Genomic DNA, 20,051 nt, shown 5'->3' with positions numbered 1-20,051 from the left:
ATTTGCAGTCGATAAAGCCTTAAACATGGAGAAATGAGAGTGGATTAGAGATGAAGGGTGTAACTAACTAATCATTTTAGCAATAAGCTCGGCAGGATCCACGACTTTAACCGTTTGTTTGTCTGCATCGACCTTGTCTTTTACCCCATCTTCTAACATGGTAATACAGAAGGGGCAGTTGGCGCCGATGACTTGCGCATTCTTATCGAGAGCTTGTTCAACTCGCAGATTATTAATTCTTTCACCAAGATGCTCCTCTAACCACATCCGGCCACCTCCGGCTCCGCAGCAGAAGCTCTTATTATGGTTACGTTCCATTTCCACTAACTCGACACCCGGTACTAAGTTGAAAAGTGCACGAGGCGCTTTATACTCTTGCTGGTAACGACCTAAATAACAGGAATCATGGTAGACAATCTTTTGGGGTTCAAATTCGCCCTTAGTATTGAGAACTAATTTACCATCCTTAATTAATTGATCAATCAATTGGGTGTGGTGGATTACTTCATAGTTGCCACCAAATTCTGGGTACTCATTTTTCAAAGTATTTAAGCAGTGAGGGCAAGCTGTGATTATTTTCTTAACTTTATAACCATTTAAGACTTCGATATTTTCGGCAGCCATGGATTGATACATATATTCATTCCCTGATCGACGTATAAAGTCACCGCAACATTTTTCTTCAGTGCCTAGAATCGCGAAGTCAACACCAGCGGCTTTAAGAATCTTAGCGATAGCAACCGATACTTTTTGAGCTCGACTATCAAAAGAACCAGCACAACCAACCCAGAAGAGGTACTCGACATTTTCATCTTCGCTGATTAATTTAACGTCTAACTCAGAAGCCCAATTTGCTCGGTCACTATAACCGATACCCCAAGGGTTGTAGTTATTCTCAACATTACGGAACGCTAATTGTAATTCTGGCGCAAAATTACTATCCATCATGACTAGAGATCGACGCATATCGATGATCTTACTAACGTGCTCATTGGATACTGGACATTGTACTTGACAGGACATGCACGTAGTACAAGCCCAAATCTCATCTTCAGTCACAATATCTCCAATTAATGTTTTTTGCAAAATCTCAGCTGCTTGAGGATCATTTTCAGCGATTTCGGCTAAGGCATCGGCACTCTCGTCACCCGTAGATTTTAGCCCTTTAAGATTCATGACCGCGCCTTTTTCTAGAAGATGCTCTTTCAACTGGCGACTGATCAATCGTTTGGGATTCAAGGGCTTACCGGAAATATTGGCTGGGCAGTTGTCCATGCACCTTCCACATTCTCCACAAGCGAAACTGTCTAATAATTGTTTCCATGTAAAACTCTCTATTCTTGCAACGCCTAACTCGGTTAGTTCTTCGTCTTCTAGGTCGATCGGCGTGATCTGCGCACCAATAGGTTTTAAGGATGAGAAGTAAACGTTAGGATGGACTGCCACAAGGTGCATATGCTTGGAGTTTGGAATATAAACTAAGAAACCAAAGACAATCAACATATGAATCCACCAAAAACTATCTTGAATGATCACCAATGTATCAGGGCTAAGTCCTTTAAAAAGATAGGCCATGCTATTATACATAATCGCTAGTGCGTATACGCTATTGGATTCTATCGCTACCTTTGCGCCACTTGATATCCATTCCGTTACTATTACACCCAAGATTAATAATACAATAATTGCGGCTTCTGGTGTCCGATATAAACGTGCTGGTCTAATGATCCATCTTCGAATAGCTCCTATAATTAAGCCTATGACCACCAGTGCTGTCAGAACATCTTTAATCATATAAAAATAGGGGTTTGTTCCCAAAATGGGAAAGGAATAAGCGGGAAACAGTCCTTCAAAGATCAAAGGCAACTCACCTAAACAGATAAAAATGAATCCCCAAAAAATAATGAAATGGATGTATCCGTAGGGTTCATTAAGCATTTTACGCTGACCTAATACCTCGGAAACAAAATTCATAAAACGCTTACCCGGGTTATCAAACCTTTCATCTTTGGCACCTAAAGTTAAAATGCCGATCTTTTTCTTTAAGGCATAACTAAAGGCTAGAATTGCACCGACAAGAATTAAAGAGAATATTAGTAGCCAATCTAAACGCAATTTCAAACCCTCCCTATAAAATAGACTCTCGACGGATTCGCCGAGGCATAAGGACTACTACGTCACTTCAAGTTTACTACTTTGTCGCCGAAGACCTAAGAACCTTGAGTTCAACCTCCATGCCACATCCGTAACGTCTCCTTTTCATGACGAAATCCAGGAATAGGGGATAAGCGACTTATCCACGATTATTGTGAACTACTTCACTAATTAGTCGTGATTAGGACGGTGGTCGAACATTTGAGGTACACTGTTTCGTTAGTTCGCCTGCCTTTAACTAAATTACTAAAGGATAAGCCGTATTTCCTTATAAATAAAGATTAGCATTGAGGTCAGTTTAAGTCAATATCCTCGTAATTAATTTAACATATGGTAGTTTTTACGTCACAATCACACTTTTTTTGTCGCAATAAGGGTGAATTTCTCACATACGGAACGTTGGGAATGATTAATTCAGAGTCATTATAGTCTTCGTTAATTGGTTGATAATGGTTATTTATCTTAGAATAGCAAGAGAATTGTTCAATTTAACTGATTAAAATGCGTTAATATGTAAATATATAACAGAAATAGGTTTAGATTTTTACCCTTTTTTAATGTTGCGAATCATCAGTCTTACGTTCTTGAAATCGAGATATATGATTTGTCAAACCATCTAGCGATAAATATAACCTATCGAATTATCATCTTTTTCTGTTGTAATAAAATTTACTGAATTTGGTGATAGAAGTGCGAGATAACTAAAATTTAATTTTTCTGAATAGTAGGAATATGACATTTGGTGTGGAATAGTAATTTATAGATAAATAATTAGGGAAGAGGGGATAGCAAATGGCGGACCTTGCTTTAGATGCTCGCTCAAGAGCGGGTAACAAATTCAAAGATGGCCTAAATTGTGCCGAGGCTATTGTTCATACTTTTAATGAGATATTAAAAAATCCCTTAAATCATGAAGGGTTGAAAATGGCAACCGGTTTTGGTGGAGGTTTAGGACATGCTGGATGTATGTGTGGAGCATTGACAGGCTCAACAATGATTCTAGGGCTTTTTAAGGGGCGTGTAGATCCTGGGCAATCAAGAGAACCAAGCTATGATCTTGCACATCAATTCCACGATCGGTTTGTCAATGAATTCGGGGGCACTTGTTGCCGGGGCTTAAATCTTCATGAGTTTGACTCACCCGAACATTTGCGCCGTTGTCTAAAACTAACGGGTGGAACTGCTAAGTTATTAATGGAGTTCATTCAAGAAAAGAAGTTATTAGACGATGGTGTTTCTTGGCCGGCATAATTAGAAGGGAATAGGGTGCGGAGACAAACGGTCATCAAGAAGAGCAAGTAGCCATCTGTTAGGATGCGTGCTACTTGCTCTTTTATTGAAACTATGGTCAAAATGGGATTAGTTTTTTGTACTTAAAGCTAAAAAAACCCTACATTATCACACACAAGTGACTATGTAGGGAGGGTGATATAATATTGAAGATTACTATGAAGTACTCAGTTTAGGCTTCACACGTGATATTTAAAGGATTCCTTGTGAATACATGGCAGAAGCGACTTTTAAGAATCCCGCAATATTCGCACCTGCGACAAGATTATCTTCTTGACCATATTCTTTTGCAGCTTCACTTGCGTTTTTGTAGATGTTCGCCATAATGTTTTTTAGTTTTGCATCCACTTCTTCAAAAGACCATGAATATCTCATGCTATTTTGGCTCATTTCGAGAGCTGAAGTTGCAACACCACCAGCGTTGGCAGCTTTTGCAGGACCAAATACAACCTTATTCTCGATGAATAGTTCAACTGCTTCAGGAGTGGAAGGCATATTGGCTCCTTCGCCTACTGCATAACATCCATTAGCAATTAACGTCTTTGCTGCTTCTCCATCTAATTCGTTTTGAGTAGCAGATGGTAGAGCTATATCACATTTAACATTCCATATATTGGAACATCCTTCTGTATAAGTAGCATTTGGATGAAAATCAACATATTTGCTGATTCTTTGTCTTTCAATTTCTTTTAGTCTCTGAATAGTGTCCAGCTTAATACCTTCTGGATCATATATATAACCATTGGAGTCACTCATTGCAACTACTTTTCCACCTAATTGGTGAACTTTCTGTGTTGCATAGATAGCAACATTTCCCGAGCCCGATACAGAAACAGTTGCTCCCTTAAATGACTTACCCTTGGCATTGAGAGCTTCTTCCATAAAGTAGCAAAGACCATACCCTGTGGCTTCAGTTCTAGCTAAGCTTCCGCCCCAGTCTAAGCCCTTGCCGGTAAGAACTCCGGTAAATTCATTGCGGATCTTCTTGTACATTCCAAAGAGATAACCGATTTCGCGTCCACCTACCCCAATATCTCCAGCGGGAACGTCTGTGTTCTCTCCAATATGTCTAGACAACTCAAACATAAAGTTTTGGCAGAATCTCATGATTTCTCCGTCTGATTTACCTTTAGGATCGAAATCACTGCCACCTTTACCTCCGCCTATGGGAAGTCCCGTTAGTGAGTTTTTAAGGATTTGTTCAAATCCAAGGAACTTAATGATCCCGATATTAACCGATGGATGCAATCTCAAACCACCCTTGTAGGGACCGATCGCACTATTAAATTGAACTCTGAAACCACGATTTACTTGAACATTTCCATTGTCATCAACCCATGTTACCCTGAAAACAACTTGCCTTTCAGGCTCGACAATACGGCTGAATATTCCAGCCTTTACCCACTCTGGATGTTTCTCAGCAACTGGTTCTAGGGATTCTAAGACCTCACTTACTGCCTGGTGAAACTCTGTTTCATTAGGGTTTCTCTTGATTACCTGTTCCATTACATCTGCCAAAATCTTCATCTAATTATCCCCCTTTTGGTTAAAAGCTCTCGCCATTGAGAACCTTGTTGGGTTAAAGTTTCCCATACCCAACCAAACTAACTATTTTTTAAGTGAAAGACTCCTTCAACTTAAAAAAATAGAAAGCCTGTTTGTCAATGATACTCCATTTAATGTTGAATTGGAATCTTTTAACTTTATGAATTCAGTATACATTGCCCCCCAACGTTAATTTTGCTCTTGATCTGAACCATAGTAAATGTTCTCCCGGCAGATGGGACACCTGTAATCGTAACCTTTAAACTCAAATAACGTTAACTGACGTGGAGGTATCATGAACGTTCGTGATCTTAAATCGTTCAATATACTATCAAGTGCATTAATTTGCTTGGTTCAGGGATTTTGCATTGCCCTTCTCCTGGCCCATTGAACATGGCTAGAATTGAGGTTTAATGTGGGTTTGTTTATCTTAATTTGGCTTGTTCATTGGGTTTATCTGTGGTTCTTTTATAAACCTAAAGCGCCCACGTTTATGGGGTTGGCTCTCAGTTGTAGTCCTTCTGTTGACAAGTTTAGTGCTGGGCCGAGGACTAGAAAATATGCGAATACTTTTGGGGTCGATGTTCAGGGAAGGGATCTTAGTCCTTTCCTTGACTTTAAACACGGCTAATTTTATGGTTACCGGAATTGCCTTTTTGACACTTCCGGTTACTTGGTTTGGTTTTTGAGCCGTATACAAGGCTTACTTAGGGATAAGATCTAGATCGTGGAGAGCTTAGCAAATGCTGGCAAATATAAGATGGGAAGGAAACCTGCTTTCGGACCGGCTTTTATTTTGATGAGTAAAGTGCCACGCGCCGGATATACCAAGACCCGTCTCATGAAACGTTTGACGAGACGAGAATGTGCCGAATTTCATGTGGACTGTCTACTTGATCTTGCTAATACTATAGAAAGGCTCGATTTAACTGGCTATCTTTTCTATTCTAGTGGGGATCCAACAGAGTAAGAAAGCGAGGGTCTCTATATTGAAAGTTGAAAGATTCGATGAGATCCTAGAGACAATAAATAGCAGGGATTCACTGCTTGAAGAGTTTGATGATGAAGTATTTAATGAGTTGGTTGAGAAGATAGAAGTCATCGCACCAGCTCATTTTGTTTTTGAGTTAAAGCGCGGGATGAGGGTTGGGAAATTATGACGTTAAAAAGGAATTTTGAAAGTTAGAGTAGAATAATAGCAAATGAATGGATTTGTAAGGTATGCAAATATTTTATTTAGATAAGGGAAGATTGACTTGATATCACCTCAAAATTTGTACTTATTTTTCATTGCTATTCTTAATGTTTTAACAACACATATTTTGCTCTCAAGAAGAAAACCAGTTAAATTCTGTTTGAACGCTTTCATATTAACTACATTATTCATCTATATTACCAATATTTGTGCGAATGAATATATACATGATCCCATAATTATTGAATATGTATTATATTTCAATTCCTTTTTGTATATATCATATATTAATTTAGTATTTGAAGAATCAATAACAAAAAAAGTATTTGCAATGTTTAGTATTTGGATGTTTTCTACAATATGTTTAGTTATTGCCATATCATCCGCACAATTACTTTCAGGTATGGATGATCTGAAATATATTTTAAACCGTATATATATTTTTAGAATTTGTATTCAAATCTTATTGTTATTAGCGACATATTACTTTATCAGTAAACCTTACAAAATGATTCTTAACAAAGTATCTAATAAAACCATAAGCTTTATGTCTTTGTACCCAATTCTTGCATTTTTGTTGTTAATTAATAACTATACGATATCCTTCGAACGTTTGAAACGTTTTAACTCTACATGGGACATGCTATTGTTTTTAGTATTTATTATTATAGGATATGTATTTGTTTTTGCAGGGATATCGTCAGCATCTCAAATAATATCTCTGCAATATAATATGGAGAAGCTCGAGTGGGTCTCATACACAGACCCCTTAACAGGTTTATTCAATCGAAGATTTTATGAAGATGAGTTAAAACGGTTAGATACAGAAAGAAACCTTCCGATGACCATTGTTATGGCTGATGTAAATGGGTTAAAACTTATCAATGATTCCTTTGGACATGTCATGGGTGATGAGCTTCTTAAGAAAGTAGCAGAAGTAATAAAGAAGGGATGCCGAGCTGATGACATCATTGCCAGACTCGGAGGGGATGAATTTGTTATTATATTACCTAAAACGGATGCTTTTGAAACAGAGAAAATCATTAAACGGATCAAGGATCTGTCATTAAAAGAAAAAGTAGGATCCGTTGATATTTCTATTTCCATTGGTTATGAAACTAAGAATAATGAGGAAGAAAACAATCAAGAAATATTCAAAAAGGCTGAGGATCATATGTATAAGAAAAAACTCTTTGAAAGTCCAAGTATGAGAGGGAAAACAATGAGTGCTATCATTAATACGCTTCATGAGAAAAACAAAAGAGAAGAGGCGCACTCACATAGAGTTTCGGCGTTATGCAAAAGCATGGGAGAAGTGCTTGGGATGCCTGAGCATGATATTGAGGAACTTAAGACTGTTGGATTACTACATGATATAGGTAAAATAGCTATTAACGAAAATATACTTAATAAGACTGGTAACCTTACAGACGATGAATGGAAGGAAATTAAGCGCCACCCTGAAATAGGCTATAGAATTCTAAGTACGGTCAATGATATGTCCGACATGGCTAACTACGTATTGTATCACCATGAAAGATGGGATGGGAAAGGATATCCAAAAGGCTTAAAAGGGGAAGAGATACCCTTTGTGTCTAGAATAATAACTGTAGCGGATGCCTATGATGCAATGACTAGTGAGAGAAGTTATCGAGGTGCACTACCAAATGAATTAGTAATAGCGGAATTACAAAGAAATGCAGGTATTCAATTTGATCCTGAATTGGCAAGGATATTTATTGAAAAAGTATTAGGAAAAATCAGTGGATAATATATAGAGCTGAGCCAGAGAAATATAGCTCTTTCAACGTGACAGGGCACGATGATGTTACTTCATTGTAAGTATCTACGTAGTATATAACTTTGCTCAAGTAAAGATTGACCTGCTTAACAAGTGTCTGCGGTGAAGGTACAGAGTGTCCACATATTTCCAAAGCGCCATTTGCTTAACCTAAAAATAAGGCATTCATAAGGAAAACTTAAGAAATTTATAAGCACTTATTTAAAGAAAGCCTATCCCATTTCGGTAGAATGAAGTTATCGAATCGGATAGGCCTTCGTAATTTCAGAAAGGGGCTTCTCTCATACGAAAAGAAAATAGATTTTACTTATACATCAATTTGAAATGTAATACAAAAAGAAAAGGAGATTAGATATAATAAGAAAGGTCTTAACAATAATTATCTTAGAGATACTAAGTATATCAATGACAGCATGCAATCAATTAACTGGAGTAAATTAACAAAAAAGAATTAGAGGAGATTATATTATATGGAAAAAATATTATCTAGAGGATTGCTAGCTTTATATTTAGTGATACTAATCTGGTTAGTGTTATTCAAATTACAATACAATATTTTGTCAGTATTTAATTATCACCATAGAAGTCTTAACTTGATTCCATTTGCTGCTCCTTCAATAGTAAATGGAAGTTTCGGAGAGATGAGAGATAACGTTATAATCTTTATTCCTTTTGGCTTGCTTTTGAATGTCAATTTCAAAAAAGTTGGATTTTCACCTAAGTTAGTTTTAATACTGGTTTTTAGCCTTACTTGCGAATTAATTCAATTTATCTTCGCTATTGGGGCAGCAGACATAACAGATTTAATTACAAATACTGTTGGAGGCTTTCTCGGGCTGACATTATATGGTTTAAGCAATAAGTTTATTAATAATAAAAAATTAGACAGAGTTATTAATTTTGTTGGTATACTTTTGCTCGTATTATTGCTCTATATCCGTATCCATATACTGAGACTAAACTATTAATTAATAAAACCTTAAGGTTTTATTAATTTTTGTTTTGCAGTACTATAATAATGAGTGTTTATCCAGGAAGAAGGGATAGAACTTATGAGCATCAATATTTTAATTGTAGACGATGAGCGGTCCATAGCGGATCTAATTGAAGTTTATTTAAGAAATGAAGGTTTTACAGTATACAAATTTTATAACGGTCAAGATGCGTTCCGGTGTGTTGAGTCGGAACAGTTAGAGCTTGCAATACTTGATGTCATGCTACCGGATATTGATGGCTTTACTCTCTGTCGGAAAATTAGAGAAAAACATAATTTTCCGGTTATTATGCTGACAGCTAAAGAAGAAGAAATCGCTAAGATTACCGGGCTGACATTAGGTGCGGACGACTATATCACTAAACCGTTTCGCCCTTTGGAACTCGTTGCCCGTGTAAAGGCACAGCTCCGGAGATTTACCAAATATAATTCTGCGGTGCCAAACCAGGAAGAACACATGATTGCCTTTTCCGGCTTGGTATTGGACATGAAGACCCATGAATGTACGCTGAATGAAAAAAGGCTATCTCTCACTCCTACGGAATTTTCCATTCTTTGGGTCCTTTGTTCCAATCGCGGACGGGTGGTTAGTTCGGAAGAATTGTTCCATGAGGTATGGGGAGACAAGTATTTCACCAATAGCAATAATACGGTAATGGTTCATATCAGGCATTTAAGGGAAAAAATGCATGACAGCGCGGAACATCCTAAATATATCAAAACGGTATGGGGGATTGGCTATAAAATTGAGAAGTAAGAGAGATGAAAAAAGGAATGATTATACAAAATTAAAAAGGAAAGTATTTTTTCAAATGCTTCTGATTACAGTTGCCGCCGCTGTGACTGTTTATCTATTGCGCTATATCCTGCGTGGACAGATCGGAGATCGTATCGTTCGATTTTTAGTCAATGCTTTTAATTTTGAATATTCGGACGCCCTGACAATCTATCAGTTGGTGATTCGCAACAATATGGACTTGATTCTTTTTGTTGTAATCCTAATATTTTTAGTTATCCTTTTTCTTCGATTTTCCGTTTCTGGGTTCACAAAATATTTTGACGAAATTAGCGCTGGAATGGACAAACTTGCTGAGGAATCCGATGATAAAATTACATTATCACCGGAATTGGATTTTATGGAAAACAAGCTTAATCAGATAAAAAACAACTTGCAAAAACAAAAGAAAGCTGCCCTTGATGCCGAGCAGCGCAAAAATGATTTAGTAGTTTATTTGGCTCACGATATAAAGACACCTCTGACCTCCGTTATAGGATACTTAAGTCTTCTGGATGAAGCCCCTGATATGCCTTCTGAACAGAAGGCAAAATATGTCGGTATTACCTTGGAAAAAGCTTATCGATTAGAGCAGCTTATCAATGAGTTTTTTGAGATTACAAGATTTAATCTTCAAACGATTGTTTTGAATAAAGAAAAAATCAATTTACTGTTCATGCTTCAGCAGATGGCCGATGAATTCTATCCAATGCTGACTCCACAGGATAAGCAGGTGTCCGTTAATGTGCCTGACGGCCTCACTCTGTGGGGAGATGCAGACAAATTGGCCCGTGTGTTCAATAACATTCTGAAAAATGCGATAGCCTATAGCTATGAAAACAACGTCATTGACATTTCTGCTGAACGGCAGGACGAAAATATTTTTATAACTTTTACTAATCAGGGACATCCAATCCCGCAGGGAAAGCTTGAAACTATTTTCGAAAAGTTTTACCGATTAGATTCTTCACGTTCCACAAACACCGGTGGAGCAGGACTGGGTTTGGCAATCGCCCAAGAAATTGTCAAGGCTCACGACGGTACAATCTCTGTGGAAAGCAACACGGAAAATACTACTTTTACGGTAAAACTTCCGTCATAAGAAATTCTTAAGAAGTTCTTAAGATGGAATTCCAACATAGCTCCTTGTTCTGTGGTTGAATAATATCAACACAGAACAAGGAGCTGTTTTATTATGGTACGAAAAGTAAAAAACAAAAATCCAGGAATGAGCATATTTGCAGCATTTCTGTTGATGCTTGGAATGGCTGCTTTAGTTAATAAATCCATCATTATGACTGGATACCAGCACATCTTTGAGAAAGAATATGACGTTAAAACCTCGTCATATTCTTCTTTAAAGACAACACCCGATTCTTCCGCCGATAGAACAACATCGGTTCCTCCGTCTAAGATAGAACCCGCTCCCTCTGTTCCTATCTCTCCCGATAAACTGAATAGTCCTAATGCGATTTTGATCCGTTTAAAAGATCATACCACCCTGATGCAGAAAAAAAGTGAAGAAAAAATCTATCCAGCTTCTTTGACTAAAATGATGACAACCATTGTTGCGATAGAAAATTTACCTAATATGAAGGAAGAAATCAAACTGACGAATTCTACGTTTCAGAAGCTGTACGGAGCAGATGCATCAATGGCAGGTTTTCAACCGGGTGAGCAGGTCAGGGCAATCGATTTGTTATTAGGAGTAATGCTGCCGAGCGGTGCGGAGTGCTGTATTGGACTTGCTGATCAGATTGCGGGATCAGAGCATAATCTTGTAAAATTAATGAATCAAAAGGCGGCAGATCTTGGCATGAAAAATACCCATTTTGAAAATGCGACTGGACTTCACAATATAAAACACTACACAACAGTCAAAGACCTAGCTATTCTTCTAAGCTATGCTTTGCAAAATGATACTTTCCGAGAGATTTTTACATCATCCCGTCATTCCACACAACCTACTAATAAGAACCCTGGCGGGATAACCTTTTACAGTACTATGTTTGAAGAACTCAACAATCAAAATATTATTGGTGGGGAAATCTTAGGAGGGAAAACTGGATATACCGATGAGGCCGGTCTATGTCTCGCGAGTCTCGCCAAAGTGGGTAAACAAGAATATATTCTGATTTCAGCTGGTGCAAAAGGAGATCACCATTCGGAACAGTATAATATTACCGATGCATTAGCCGTATACAACAGTATTAGAAATACGATAAGGTCTTCATAGGAGTTTGTTAAGATTTAGATATGTTTAAATTCCAGCATGACTGCAAAATGATGTAGTTGATTTACCTTCCTAGTTATCGTCCGACAGTATGTTTCTTCAAACATATAGAGTAGTGTTGGAAAACAATATTTTTTGTTCATGTAACCGCGAACATAGCACGTTGATATTACTATAATGATGACATTATTCAATTCAGTTCATCGACGCACGTTGGCGTTACCTCATTGTAGGTATAAATAAGAAAGGTCAGGTCGTCTTTTGGACGGTCTGGCCATTTTTGTTTTATCTTAGATTATTTCTGCGATATGAGAAGGAATTTGAGGTAATATGTGGAAAGTATTAAATTATTAGGGGAGTTGAAAAATCCCTCTTCATAGTGAGATGCACAACTAATTAGAAAGAAATATGATATTGCTTATGTATACCCTGCTTACATTACTAATGAAACCATTTGTAATATAAGCAGGAAGCCTTATTCGGTCAATAATATCAGGTTCTCCCCAAGGCGCAAGGTGAAACATGGGCGTTTATGATCGAAGAGAGATTGGAGAAGAAAGAAATGATAGTTGAACCGAGTATTTCTCTATTTAGAGGACATAAATTCCTTGAGTATGTAGATTACAAGCAGTTTAAAGAAGTTGTAGAAAAAGAGTTAAGTTTCAAAGCAATTAGTGGAGAGCCCTTTGACCAATTTTACAGTCGCTTTCTCGAAAATCACAGACACAAACAAAATGATTTCGATAAAATATTTTTCGAGAATATTTTATACGGACAATTGAAAAATGTTTATGTTAGCAAAATAAAAGGTTCGGTTCAATATACTCCAAAAAACTTCCGAACAGCAGTAAAGCTATTAATAAAAGACATTAACATTGATAACCCTATTATCCCTGTAAATTACCATGATTCAATGTCGGAAAAGGGTTTCTACTTAATGGATAGCTTAAGTATTGGAGTTAGTGGTACAAAGTTTATTGCGGGATTTGACTATAAAACAGATAAAGACAAGGTAACGAATGCACGTTTTTTATTTGTAGAAGTAGTTCCAAGAAAAAATGAAACAGAGGCTTATTTTCTAGCAGGAGTTGAAATTGACTTTACCAACCAAGTTTACTTAATTATGGTGAGAAATCTTGTCGGTATCGAGAAATCCGATGGGAACGAAAGCTTATGGGACAGCTCGATAAACAGTTTATATAAGAAAATAAATGAAACCATTTTGAAATATCTACGGATTGCTGGCTATGTAGACGTTAATACCGACCGAGGGGGCATGTTCAAGATGTGCGAGGAACTTGACACAATGCTCCTGAAAGATATTCGTGAAGAAGTAAATAAAAAAGTCCATAGAAAGATCGGTATATTTACAAATGAAATATTTAATACATTATTTATGGATGAAAGCGTTCCAACATTCGAAAAGCAAGTTGTAACAGAAAAGTTACAGGCATTGCTACTCGGTAGTTACATAAATATACGCATTAAAGGCGATAGTTTGAGGAAAAAGGCAAAAGACCTTAACCTGATTGGATATCCCACTAGGATAAATTTCAAGTCGAATAAAGCGAGTCAATCCTCAACAAAATCTAGCGATAAATCTAGACCCATCGCTAGTTCGGAAATGTTTCATAGCCTGTATATTGATTTCAAGCAAGCTGTCGCATTGCCATATTGGTCCTTATCATGGTTCAGCGATTATAAGCATCTTACTAATGACCATAAAGATGTAATACAAACGACCATAGTTTCAACGTCTACTTACTTTAAAGTAGTATTTTTGGCTCGGAGACATTTAGATAAGGAGTTTTTTCATTATGTTATTGAAACCATTAATAGATACCGTGGCTATTGAGTTATCGCTTTCCGAAGCTGATGCACTCAGCCTTTTATTTAAAATAGAAGAGGTTTCAAGGAATGATCTTTTCACAAGACGTTTATTAATGAGCTACGATTTAAACCAAAAAGAAGTAAGCACTTTTCTTAAGGCTACCCAAGAACACAAGATGGTAATAGGCCAGATACATTATGACTGTTTGGCTCACGAAACATCCGGGTTGGTTGAAAGCATAAACGAACTATGCGAAGCCTGCGGGAAAACTATTTTTACGGGTATTAATGATGGAAGTCATGAAATAGAAGAAATCTTCGAGTTAACGACAGAGTTTACTGATGAACTCAGAAAGCTAGAAGAAGAAGAGTTGTTTACCTATGTTCATAGGGATTTCCTTAATAACTTTAGCTCACTAAAAGAGTCGAGGAATCGGATTATCCCTTTTTTGGGGGCTGGTATAGCAATTCCATTCGGGCTTCCAACATGGCGCGGTCTTTTCGAGGGCTTAGCAAAGGATATAAATAGGAATAATGAAAAGCGTTTTTTGGATTTTGTGGCGGAGGGAAAATATTTTGAGGCAGTAAAGTATCTAAAATCTTACTCTGCATCATTAGCTACAGACTCACAGATCAAAGAAGAGGTTAGTCTTAGACTAAAGCGATTACTTAATACAGGGGTTGACTCAAATTTACATAACTACGAGGAGCTAAAACTGTTTAATCCCAGATTTTACCTAACTACTAATTATGACACTTCTCTAAGTAAATATTTAAACGGTACCCCTCTATGTCTAAATGATATTGAAAACTTCCAAAAGCTCTACAATGAAGATGAGCATCGTGTTGTTCATATCCACGGCATCTGGGATCGGCCTGGTAAGATGATATTAACGCAAGAGGATTATGATGCTTTATATAATGATGATAGTTTTACACATAGATTTGCAGCATTGATGGGAACCTACAAATTGCTTTTTATTGGTTTTTCGTTTAACGACGACTATTTTAGAGAAATGTATGGTCACTTATTAAAATTTCTTGGCGGAGAACATTATATAGTTGTTGCAAATCCTGAGTCATATGATATTCAAGCATATGCTAAATTAAATCTAAAAATAATCGGTATCAATGTGCGAACTGTTAATAACAAATTGGAATCAAAATCTTTAACCCAGTCAATTAGAGGGATGTTATATTACTTGATGAAATAATTGCTCAATAACTTGAGTTAGACAGAGTATTACGGAGATCTCAGAAATCAAGGTTGGAAGCAGTCACCAATTATCGTGGTTCTTTGCCCGGAACCGGAGACTGAAGTGCAAGACGGTCGATGGGACTGAATAGTAGCTCATTATTGCAAGAACGCCGGGGTGGCCGTCCTACGAGTCACGTGCTTAATTCTAATGATGAAGCATTGCATCCAAACATGGACAATGAAACATATTGTATCAAACTGAACTGAATCCGTCCACCTTCTATTCTTATCATCTAAATAACTAGCCTAGGAAAAAGGAATTGGAGACAGGCGGATACAACATGAATAAAGAAACTACTAATCCGGGCTATATTAACAAAAATAAACAAATGAACTTTGGGCGAACAGAAGAACAGGGTATAGATCATGGGCAATGGTTTTACACCATAGAATGTCAAAATTGTAACTTCAAGTTTAAAGCCAACGGAACAGATATTTGGCAGCGAAAGTGCTCCAACTGTCAAGGGGGACAACCATGAACGTTAGATTAAGGGAACTTAACTTGTAATCTAATAAATCTGTCTTGGGAAACTGGGGCGTTTTAAAATATGTTGGGTAATAGAATCCTGCCCTGACCGATGAAAGAGCACTTCCAGTTGCACATTGTATGTTATGTCTCGGAGGCGGGTCATGTGGAGTGCTTAATGGTGCTATAGCTGTGATTTCTGAAAGCCTTGGTATGAGAGGGTTGTAGGGCTGAATGTTATTTTTATCGCGTCGTGGTGTGTGCGGGAATATATATTGGGCCGGATCATCTTATTTGAACGGTCCGGTTTTTTGCTTTTTCTTGGATTAATTTTGCTATCGTGGGAGGATATGAGAGGAAAATGTAGAAATGTTAGAGTTAAACGATTTGGTTGACTTAAGAATGGTCTCAAGAATGAAAGTTTATTTAGTATCCTAGTATAGGCTGGATAAAGCAAACTGATGGCAAATCATGTGTGGTATGTAACATTGCTATCGCAAGCTTAATTAAAATAATGTAAGGTTATAAGGTGGAGATTATGTATATTTCAATAATATATATTGAAGGATACAAAAATTGTAAGAATAGAAGCGTAATCAACCTAAACAAGGGGTTGAATATTCTTGTTGGCGAAAATGCCTCTGGGAAAACTACGATTATCAATGCTTTAAGAATGATTCTGAGAGAAAATGAGTTTTCATATATGAACATAAGTGAAGTTGATTTTTATCATTCTTTTTATAATAATTCAATGTCCGGAAAAATTAGGATTGGTTTAGAATGGGAAGAACTATCACCTGATGAAGAAGTTACATTTTTAACATGGTGTGACCCTGATTATAAGGCAAAACTGAATTTAGAAGTAGATAAAAATCCTAATCAAAAAGGCTATTATAAAAAGAGTATATGGGGTGGAACTTCAAAAGCAAGTGCTTTTGAAGAAGAAACATTTGATTGTATAGACTGTATTTACTTGCCTCCTCTTCGTGATGCTGAGGAAAAACTCACAAATGGAAGAAATTCTAGATTGGCAACACTTCTAAAACATCAATATAAAAGTGATACGGAGAAAGATAATTTAGTAAAGGTAGTCCGAGATTTTAATCAATCTATCGTAGGAAATAAGGATAAAGAATTTAGTGAAATTGAAAAAGCCAAAAATGATATTAATATTGGAATAAAAGACTCTATGGGAACTGTGTTCGGGCAAAGTATAAACTTACAGTTTTCCGAAACATCTTTTATGTCTATTCTTCAGAGTATAAAAATGGTGTTTTTCCCGAATATCGGCGAACATGATATAAGTAAATTTAGAGACATAGCAATAAACAGTTTGGGTTACAATAATCTTCTTTATATAGCAACTGTATTTGCTGAAATAGAAGCGGTAGGAAGAGAAAAAAATCTGTTTACGATTCTACTGATAGAAGAACCGGAGGCTCACCTTCATCCGCAGTTACAAGTAAAATTAATAAAGTATCTAGAACAACTCACCAAAGAAAGAACAGATATCCAGATTATTATAACAACACATTCTCCTGTATTAGCTTCATCTATTAGCATTGATAATCTTATCCACATCACTAGTCAAAAGAATGAAACTATTATGGCAAATCAATTATCAAAGTTGAATTTAGGAGACAGCAAAAATTATATTGATAGGTGGCTGGATGTAACAAAATCTACATTACTATTTTCAAAAGGCGTCATACTAGTCGAAGGTATAAGCGAGTGTATGCTAATACCTGAATTAGCTAAAATTGTTCTTCTAAAATACAATAAATCACATAAAAAAACATTGCCTTCAACGCTTGAAGAAGCTGGTGTCTCTGTAATAAACATAAACGGCATTAATTTTAAACATTTTTATAAACTTTTTTGCAGTATAGACATGGGTCTTGGAATTAGATTACCTTACAGGTGCAGTGGAATTACGGATAAAGATCCAGAGAAAAGAAAATTAGAAGTAACAGATAAGGATGATAATAAGAAAATAGTATTAGAAGAGTACTATCCGATAACAGAAGATGAAGTTGAAGGAAATAACAGTGCATTAGAATTAAAAGATAGTATAAATTCAAGTGAATTTGCACGATTATTTTCTTCTCCGTTTAAAACTTTTGAATATGATTTGGCAATGAAAAAAAACACAAAAATTATGTGTGAAGTAATTAGAACACTTTGGAGTAAAGATGGATCGGTAAAAATAACTTGCCAAGAAATTGAAAATAAAGACAATAAATATATTTCTAATGAGCAATTGAGAGATGATTCTAAATTTATTCTACAGCATATTGAAAGTAAAGAAGTTGGAAAAGGTACATATGCCCAAGAATTAGCCAATAAGTTAGAGGAAATATATGATTCGGAAATGTTAAAAGAGGAAAAAATACGAAATGTAGAAACTATATTTAATGTTCCTAAGTACATAGAGGACGCAATCATATGGTCTTGTGGTGGTGAAATTAATGACTAAAGAAGAAATGCATAATTCAATTGCTATGACTTTATGTGATAAAAATAGTAATTTGTCTTGCAAAGAATGTTTTCAAAAAGGGGCAAGAGATATCTGCAAGGGATATAAGCATTGTAGAGTTTCCGAAAAAACAGAAGAACAATTGGAGTATATATTATCTTCAATAGATGAGGACATTTTTCTAAGAGCATGTGCAGGAAGTGGCAAAACTGAAGTCGTCGGAATGAAAGCTGCTTATGAAATTAAAAAATGGAGTAAGTTTGAAGCTGGCGGAATCGCAATTCTGACTTTTACCAATGACGCTACGGAAGTTATCAAAGATAGAATAAGTCAATTCAATATAAGGTCTACTACATATCCGCATTTAGTGGGAACATTGAGTAGTTTTATTCATCAATACATAGCACAACCTTATATTTCTAAATACACCAATTACAAAGGTAAAAACGATGACATGTCGTTTTCTATCATACAAAATAGAACGAAGACATTCGGAAATCACTGGTTAAATAGTTATAAGTGCGAGATACCTTTTATAACTAAAGATGATAAAAGACTGGATTTGCACGCACATCAAATAAGCTACGATAAAAAAAACAAACAATTTAATTTTGTTATTGGGGATATTACTTTCACTTTAAAAGATTACTATAAAAGTCAACAAATGCAAAAGCATATTAAAGAAAATAGAGAAAAATACGCTAATCCAAGTTATTATAAATTTGACTATGTAAACAAAAAGTTTAAAGAATGCAAAACTCATTTTTGGAAAGATGGCTTTGCTAACTTTGAAGATATCAACTTACTTGCACTAAACGTTTTAGAAAAAAATACTAAGATAACAAAACTGCTATCAAGAAAATTTCCACTTATTATCGTAGATGAATGTCAAGACTTGTCTTGGATAGAAATACAGATTCTTAAGAAGATTAATGAACACGGGACAACTCTTCATTTCATAGGCGATCTGAATCAAAGCGTCTATGAATTTAAAAGAGTGGACCCAGATGATACGCTTGAATTTGTATCATCATTCACTCAAATGATATTGCGCGACAATTTTAGAAGTTGCCAAAAAATAGTTGATTTTTCGAGAAAATTAATTAGCACCGTAGACAGTATAACTGCTCATGCTGAAGATAAATGTGAGGATAACACTTTACTTTATTTAGAGTACAATGGTAATTTCGATGTCATTGAGAAATACATAAAAATTATGAGTGAACTGAAAATTGATCAGGAAAGGTCATGTATTATTGCGAAGCAAAACAAAATGAAGGATGAGCTACTTTGCATCCATAATAAAAATGATATAGATTTAATGATTTCCGCTTTACAACTATGGGATAAAGGCAATGCATACCAGAGACTAAAAGCACTTGAATATGCAGGTCAACAAATCTCTAAGTGGTTAGGCGGAAGCAAGAATAAGGTTAGTTATTATTGCCCTAAAGATGTTAATTCTGTTTTTATGTGGAGAATATTTTTAAAAAATGTATTAAATGATTGTTGTTACAATAGCAAACTTCTTGACTTTAATCAGAACTATGGAAATTGGCATAAGACAGCAAGAAGTACCTTGCCAAACATTATCAAACAAAGATATTCGGAATTAAAAATATTTGATAGTAAAATGGAGCGAGATTTTGATAGTACTTTTTCAGGTCGATGGTATAACGCACAAAACTCCAAAGATATAATTGAAGATGTCCTAACTAATATAAATAATTTTAAAATCCAGGTTACAACTGTACATGGTAGCAAAGGCTGTACCTACGACAGTACTATGGTAGTATCAAGCAAATCTAAAAAAAGTGAAGCGGGCCATTGGGAATCACATTGGCTAAATGGAGTTGGCGAAGAAAAACGTGTTGGTTATGTTGCAAGTACGAGAGCCAAATATCTCTTAGTATGGGCAGTACCGACACTTACAGAAAATGAAAGAAGACTTATTGAAAGCTTTGGGCTAAAGAATGCAAAAGAGATAATTGGAAATTAACTATCCCACCACTGCACAAGCGCACACCGCTATTC

15 protein-coding genes and 1 pseudogene are annotated in these 20,051 nt (G+C 36.1%); 14 read left to right on the top strand and 2 right to left on the bottom strand.

The features are described from left to right. Window positions 1–63 precede the first annotated feature (63 nt). Window positions 64–2,115 carry a heterodisulfide reductase-related iron-sulfur binding cluster gene (locus tag E4K68_RS07710; RefSeq protein WP_135378355.1) on the bottom strand — a complete coding sequence of 684 codons (2,052 nt, stop codon included), beginning with the start codon at window positions 2,113–2,115 and terminating at the stop codon, window positions 64–66. 831 nt (window positions 2,116–2,946) lie between these two features. Between E4K68_RS07710 and E4K68_RS07705 the strand changes: the two genes are divergently transcribed. Then, entirely contained in the window at window positions 2,947–3,405 is a 459-nt protein-coding gene (locus E4K68_RS07705; protein WP_135378354.1) for a C-GCAxxG-C-C family (seleno)protein, read from the top strand. A gap of 231 nt (window positions 3,406–3,636) precedes the next feature. On the opposite strand, the gene gdhA is transcribed toward E4K68_RS07705, so the two are convergent. Beyond that, window positions 3,637–4,971, bottom strand: coding sequence for an NADP-specific glutamate dehydrogenase (gene gdhA, locus E4K68_RS07700; protein ID WP_135378353.1), 1,335 nt, complete (start codon window positions 4,969–4,971; stop codon window positions 3,637–3,639). A gap of 542 nt (window positions 4,972–5,513) precedes the next feature. On the opposite strand from gdhA, the gene E4K68_RS20325 reads away from it, so the two are divergent. The 13 genes and pseudogenes from E4K68_RS20325 (at window position 5,514) to E4K68_RS07645 (ending at window position 20,016) form a co-directional block, all read left to right on the top strand. Then, window positions 5,514–5,678, top strand: coding sequence for a hypothetical protein (locus E4K68_RS20325; RefSeq protein ID WP_158291391.1), 165 nt, complete (start codon window positions 5,514–5,516; stop codon window positions 5,676–5,678). Between the two features lie 38 nt (window positions 5,679–5,716). Then, window positions 5,717–5,959 carry a hypothetical protein gene (locus tag E4K68_RS20320; RefSeq protein ID WP_206751200.1) on the top strand — a complete coding sequence of 81 codons (243 nt, stop codon included), beginning with the start codon at window positions 5,717–5,719 and terminating at the stop codon, window positions 5,957–5,959. Window positions 5,960–5,978: 19 nt separating this feature from the next. Next, complete coding sequence (locus tag E4K68_RS07695) at window positions 5,979–6,149, top strand: hypothetical protein (protein WP_243450299.1); 171 nt, start codon at window positions 5,979–5,981, stop codon at window positions 6,147–6,149. Between the two features lie 768 nt (window positions 6,150–6,917). Continuing rightward, window positions 6,918–7,955 (top strand): annotated as a pseudogene (locus tag E4K68_RS07690) (diguanylate cyclase); the annotation flags it as partial. A gap of 500 nt (window positions 7,956–8,455) precedes the next feature. Next, on the top strand, window positions 8,456–8,953 hold the full coding sequence (gene vanZ-A / locus E4K68_RS07685; RefSeq protein WP_135378351.1) for a glycopeptide resistance protein VanZ-A: 498 nt from the start codon (window positions 8,456–8,458) through the stop codon (window positions 8,951–8,953). Between the two features lie 84 nt (window positions 8,954–9,037). Continuing rightward, window positions 9,038–9,736 carry a VanR-ABDEGLN family response regulator transcription factor gene (gene vanR, locus E4K68_RS07680; protein ID WP_135378350.1) on the top strand — a complete coding sequence of 233 codons (699 nt, stop codon included), beginning with the start codon at window positions 9,038–9,040 and terminating at the stop codon, window positions 9,734–9,736. Next, window positions 9,726–10,856 (top strand): vancomycin resistance histidine kinase VanS, encoded by a 1,131-nt coding sequence (gene vanS / locus E4K68_RS07675; protein WP_135378349.1) that lies wholly within the window; start codon window positions 9,726–9,728, stop codon window positions 10,854–10,856. The genes vanR and vanS overlap by 11 nt, the downstream gene beginning before the upstream one ends. Before the next feature lie 93 nt (window positions 10,857–10,949). Further along, a complete protein-coding gene (locus E4K68_RS07670; protein ID WP_135378348.1) occupies window positions 10,950–11,990 on the top strand; it encodes a D-alanyl-D-alanine carboxypeptidase in 1,041 nt (346 codons plus the stop codon). A gap of 529 nt (window positions 11,991–12,519) precedes the next feature. Then, window positions 12,520–13,842: a hypothetical protein gene (locus tag E4K68_RS07665; protein ID WP_158291389.1), complete on the top strand. Its 1,323-nt coding sequence runs from the start codon at window positions 12,520–12,522 to the stop codon at window positions 13,840–13,842. After that, entirely contained in the window at window positions 13,805–15,031 is a 1,227-nt protein-coding gene (locus E4K68_RS07660; protein ID WP_135378346.1) for an SIR2 family protein, read from the top strand. The genes E4K68_RS07665 and E4K68_RS07660 overlap by 38 nt, the downstream gene beginning before the upstream one ends. A gap of 325 nt (window positions 15,032–15,356) precedes the next feature. Next, window positions 15,357–15,554 carry a hypothetical protein gene (locus E4K68_RS07655; RefSeq protein ID WP_135378345.1) on the top strand — a complete coding sequence of 66 codons (198 nt, stop codon included), beginning with the start codon at window positions 15,357–15,359 and terminating at the stop codon, window positions 15,552–15,554. Window positions 15,555–16,079: 525 nt separating this feature from the next. Beyond that, the gene (locus E4K68_RS07650) at window positions 16,080–18,017 is read left to right on the top strand and encodes an AAA family ATPase (protein WP_135378344.1); all 1,938 of its coding nucleotides are present in this window, start codon (window positions 16,080–16,082) and stop codon (window positions 18,015–18,017) included. After that, window positions 18,010–20,016 carry an ATP-dependent helicase gene (locus tag E4K68_RS07645; protein ID WP_135378343.1) on the top strand — a complete coding sequence of 669 codons (2,007 nt, stop codon included), beginning with the start codon at window positions 18,010–18,012 and terminating at the stop codon, window positions 20,014–20,016. Before E4K68_RS07650 ends, E4K68_RS07645 begins: the two co-directional genes overlap by 8 nt. The last annotated feature ends 35 nt before the right edge of the window (window positions 20,017–20,051 follow it).

It is taken from the genome of Desulfosporosinus sp. Sb-LF (genome assembly GCF_004766055.1).
Lineage (GTDB): Bacteria > Bacillota > Desulfitobacteriia > Desulfitobacteriales > Desulfitobacteriaceae > Desulfosporosinus.
This window is presented reverse-complemented; position numbering and strand designations above follow the sequence as displayed.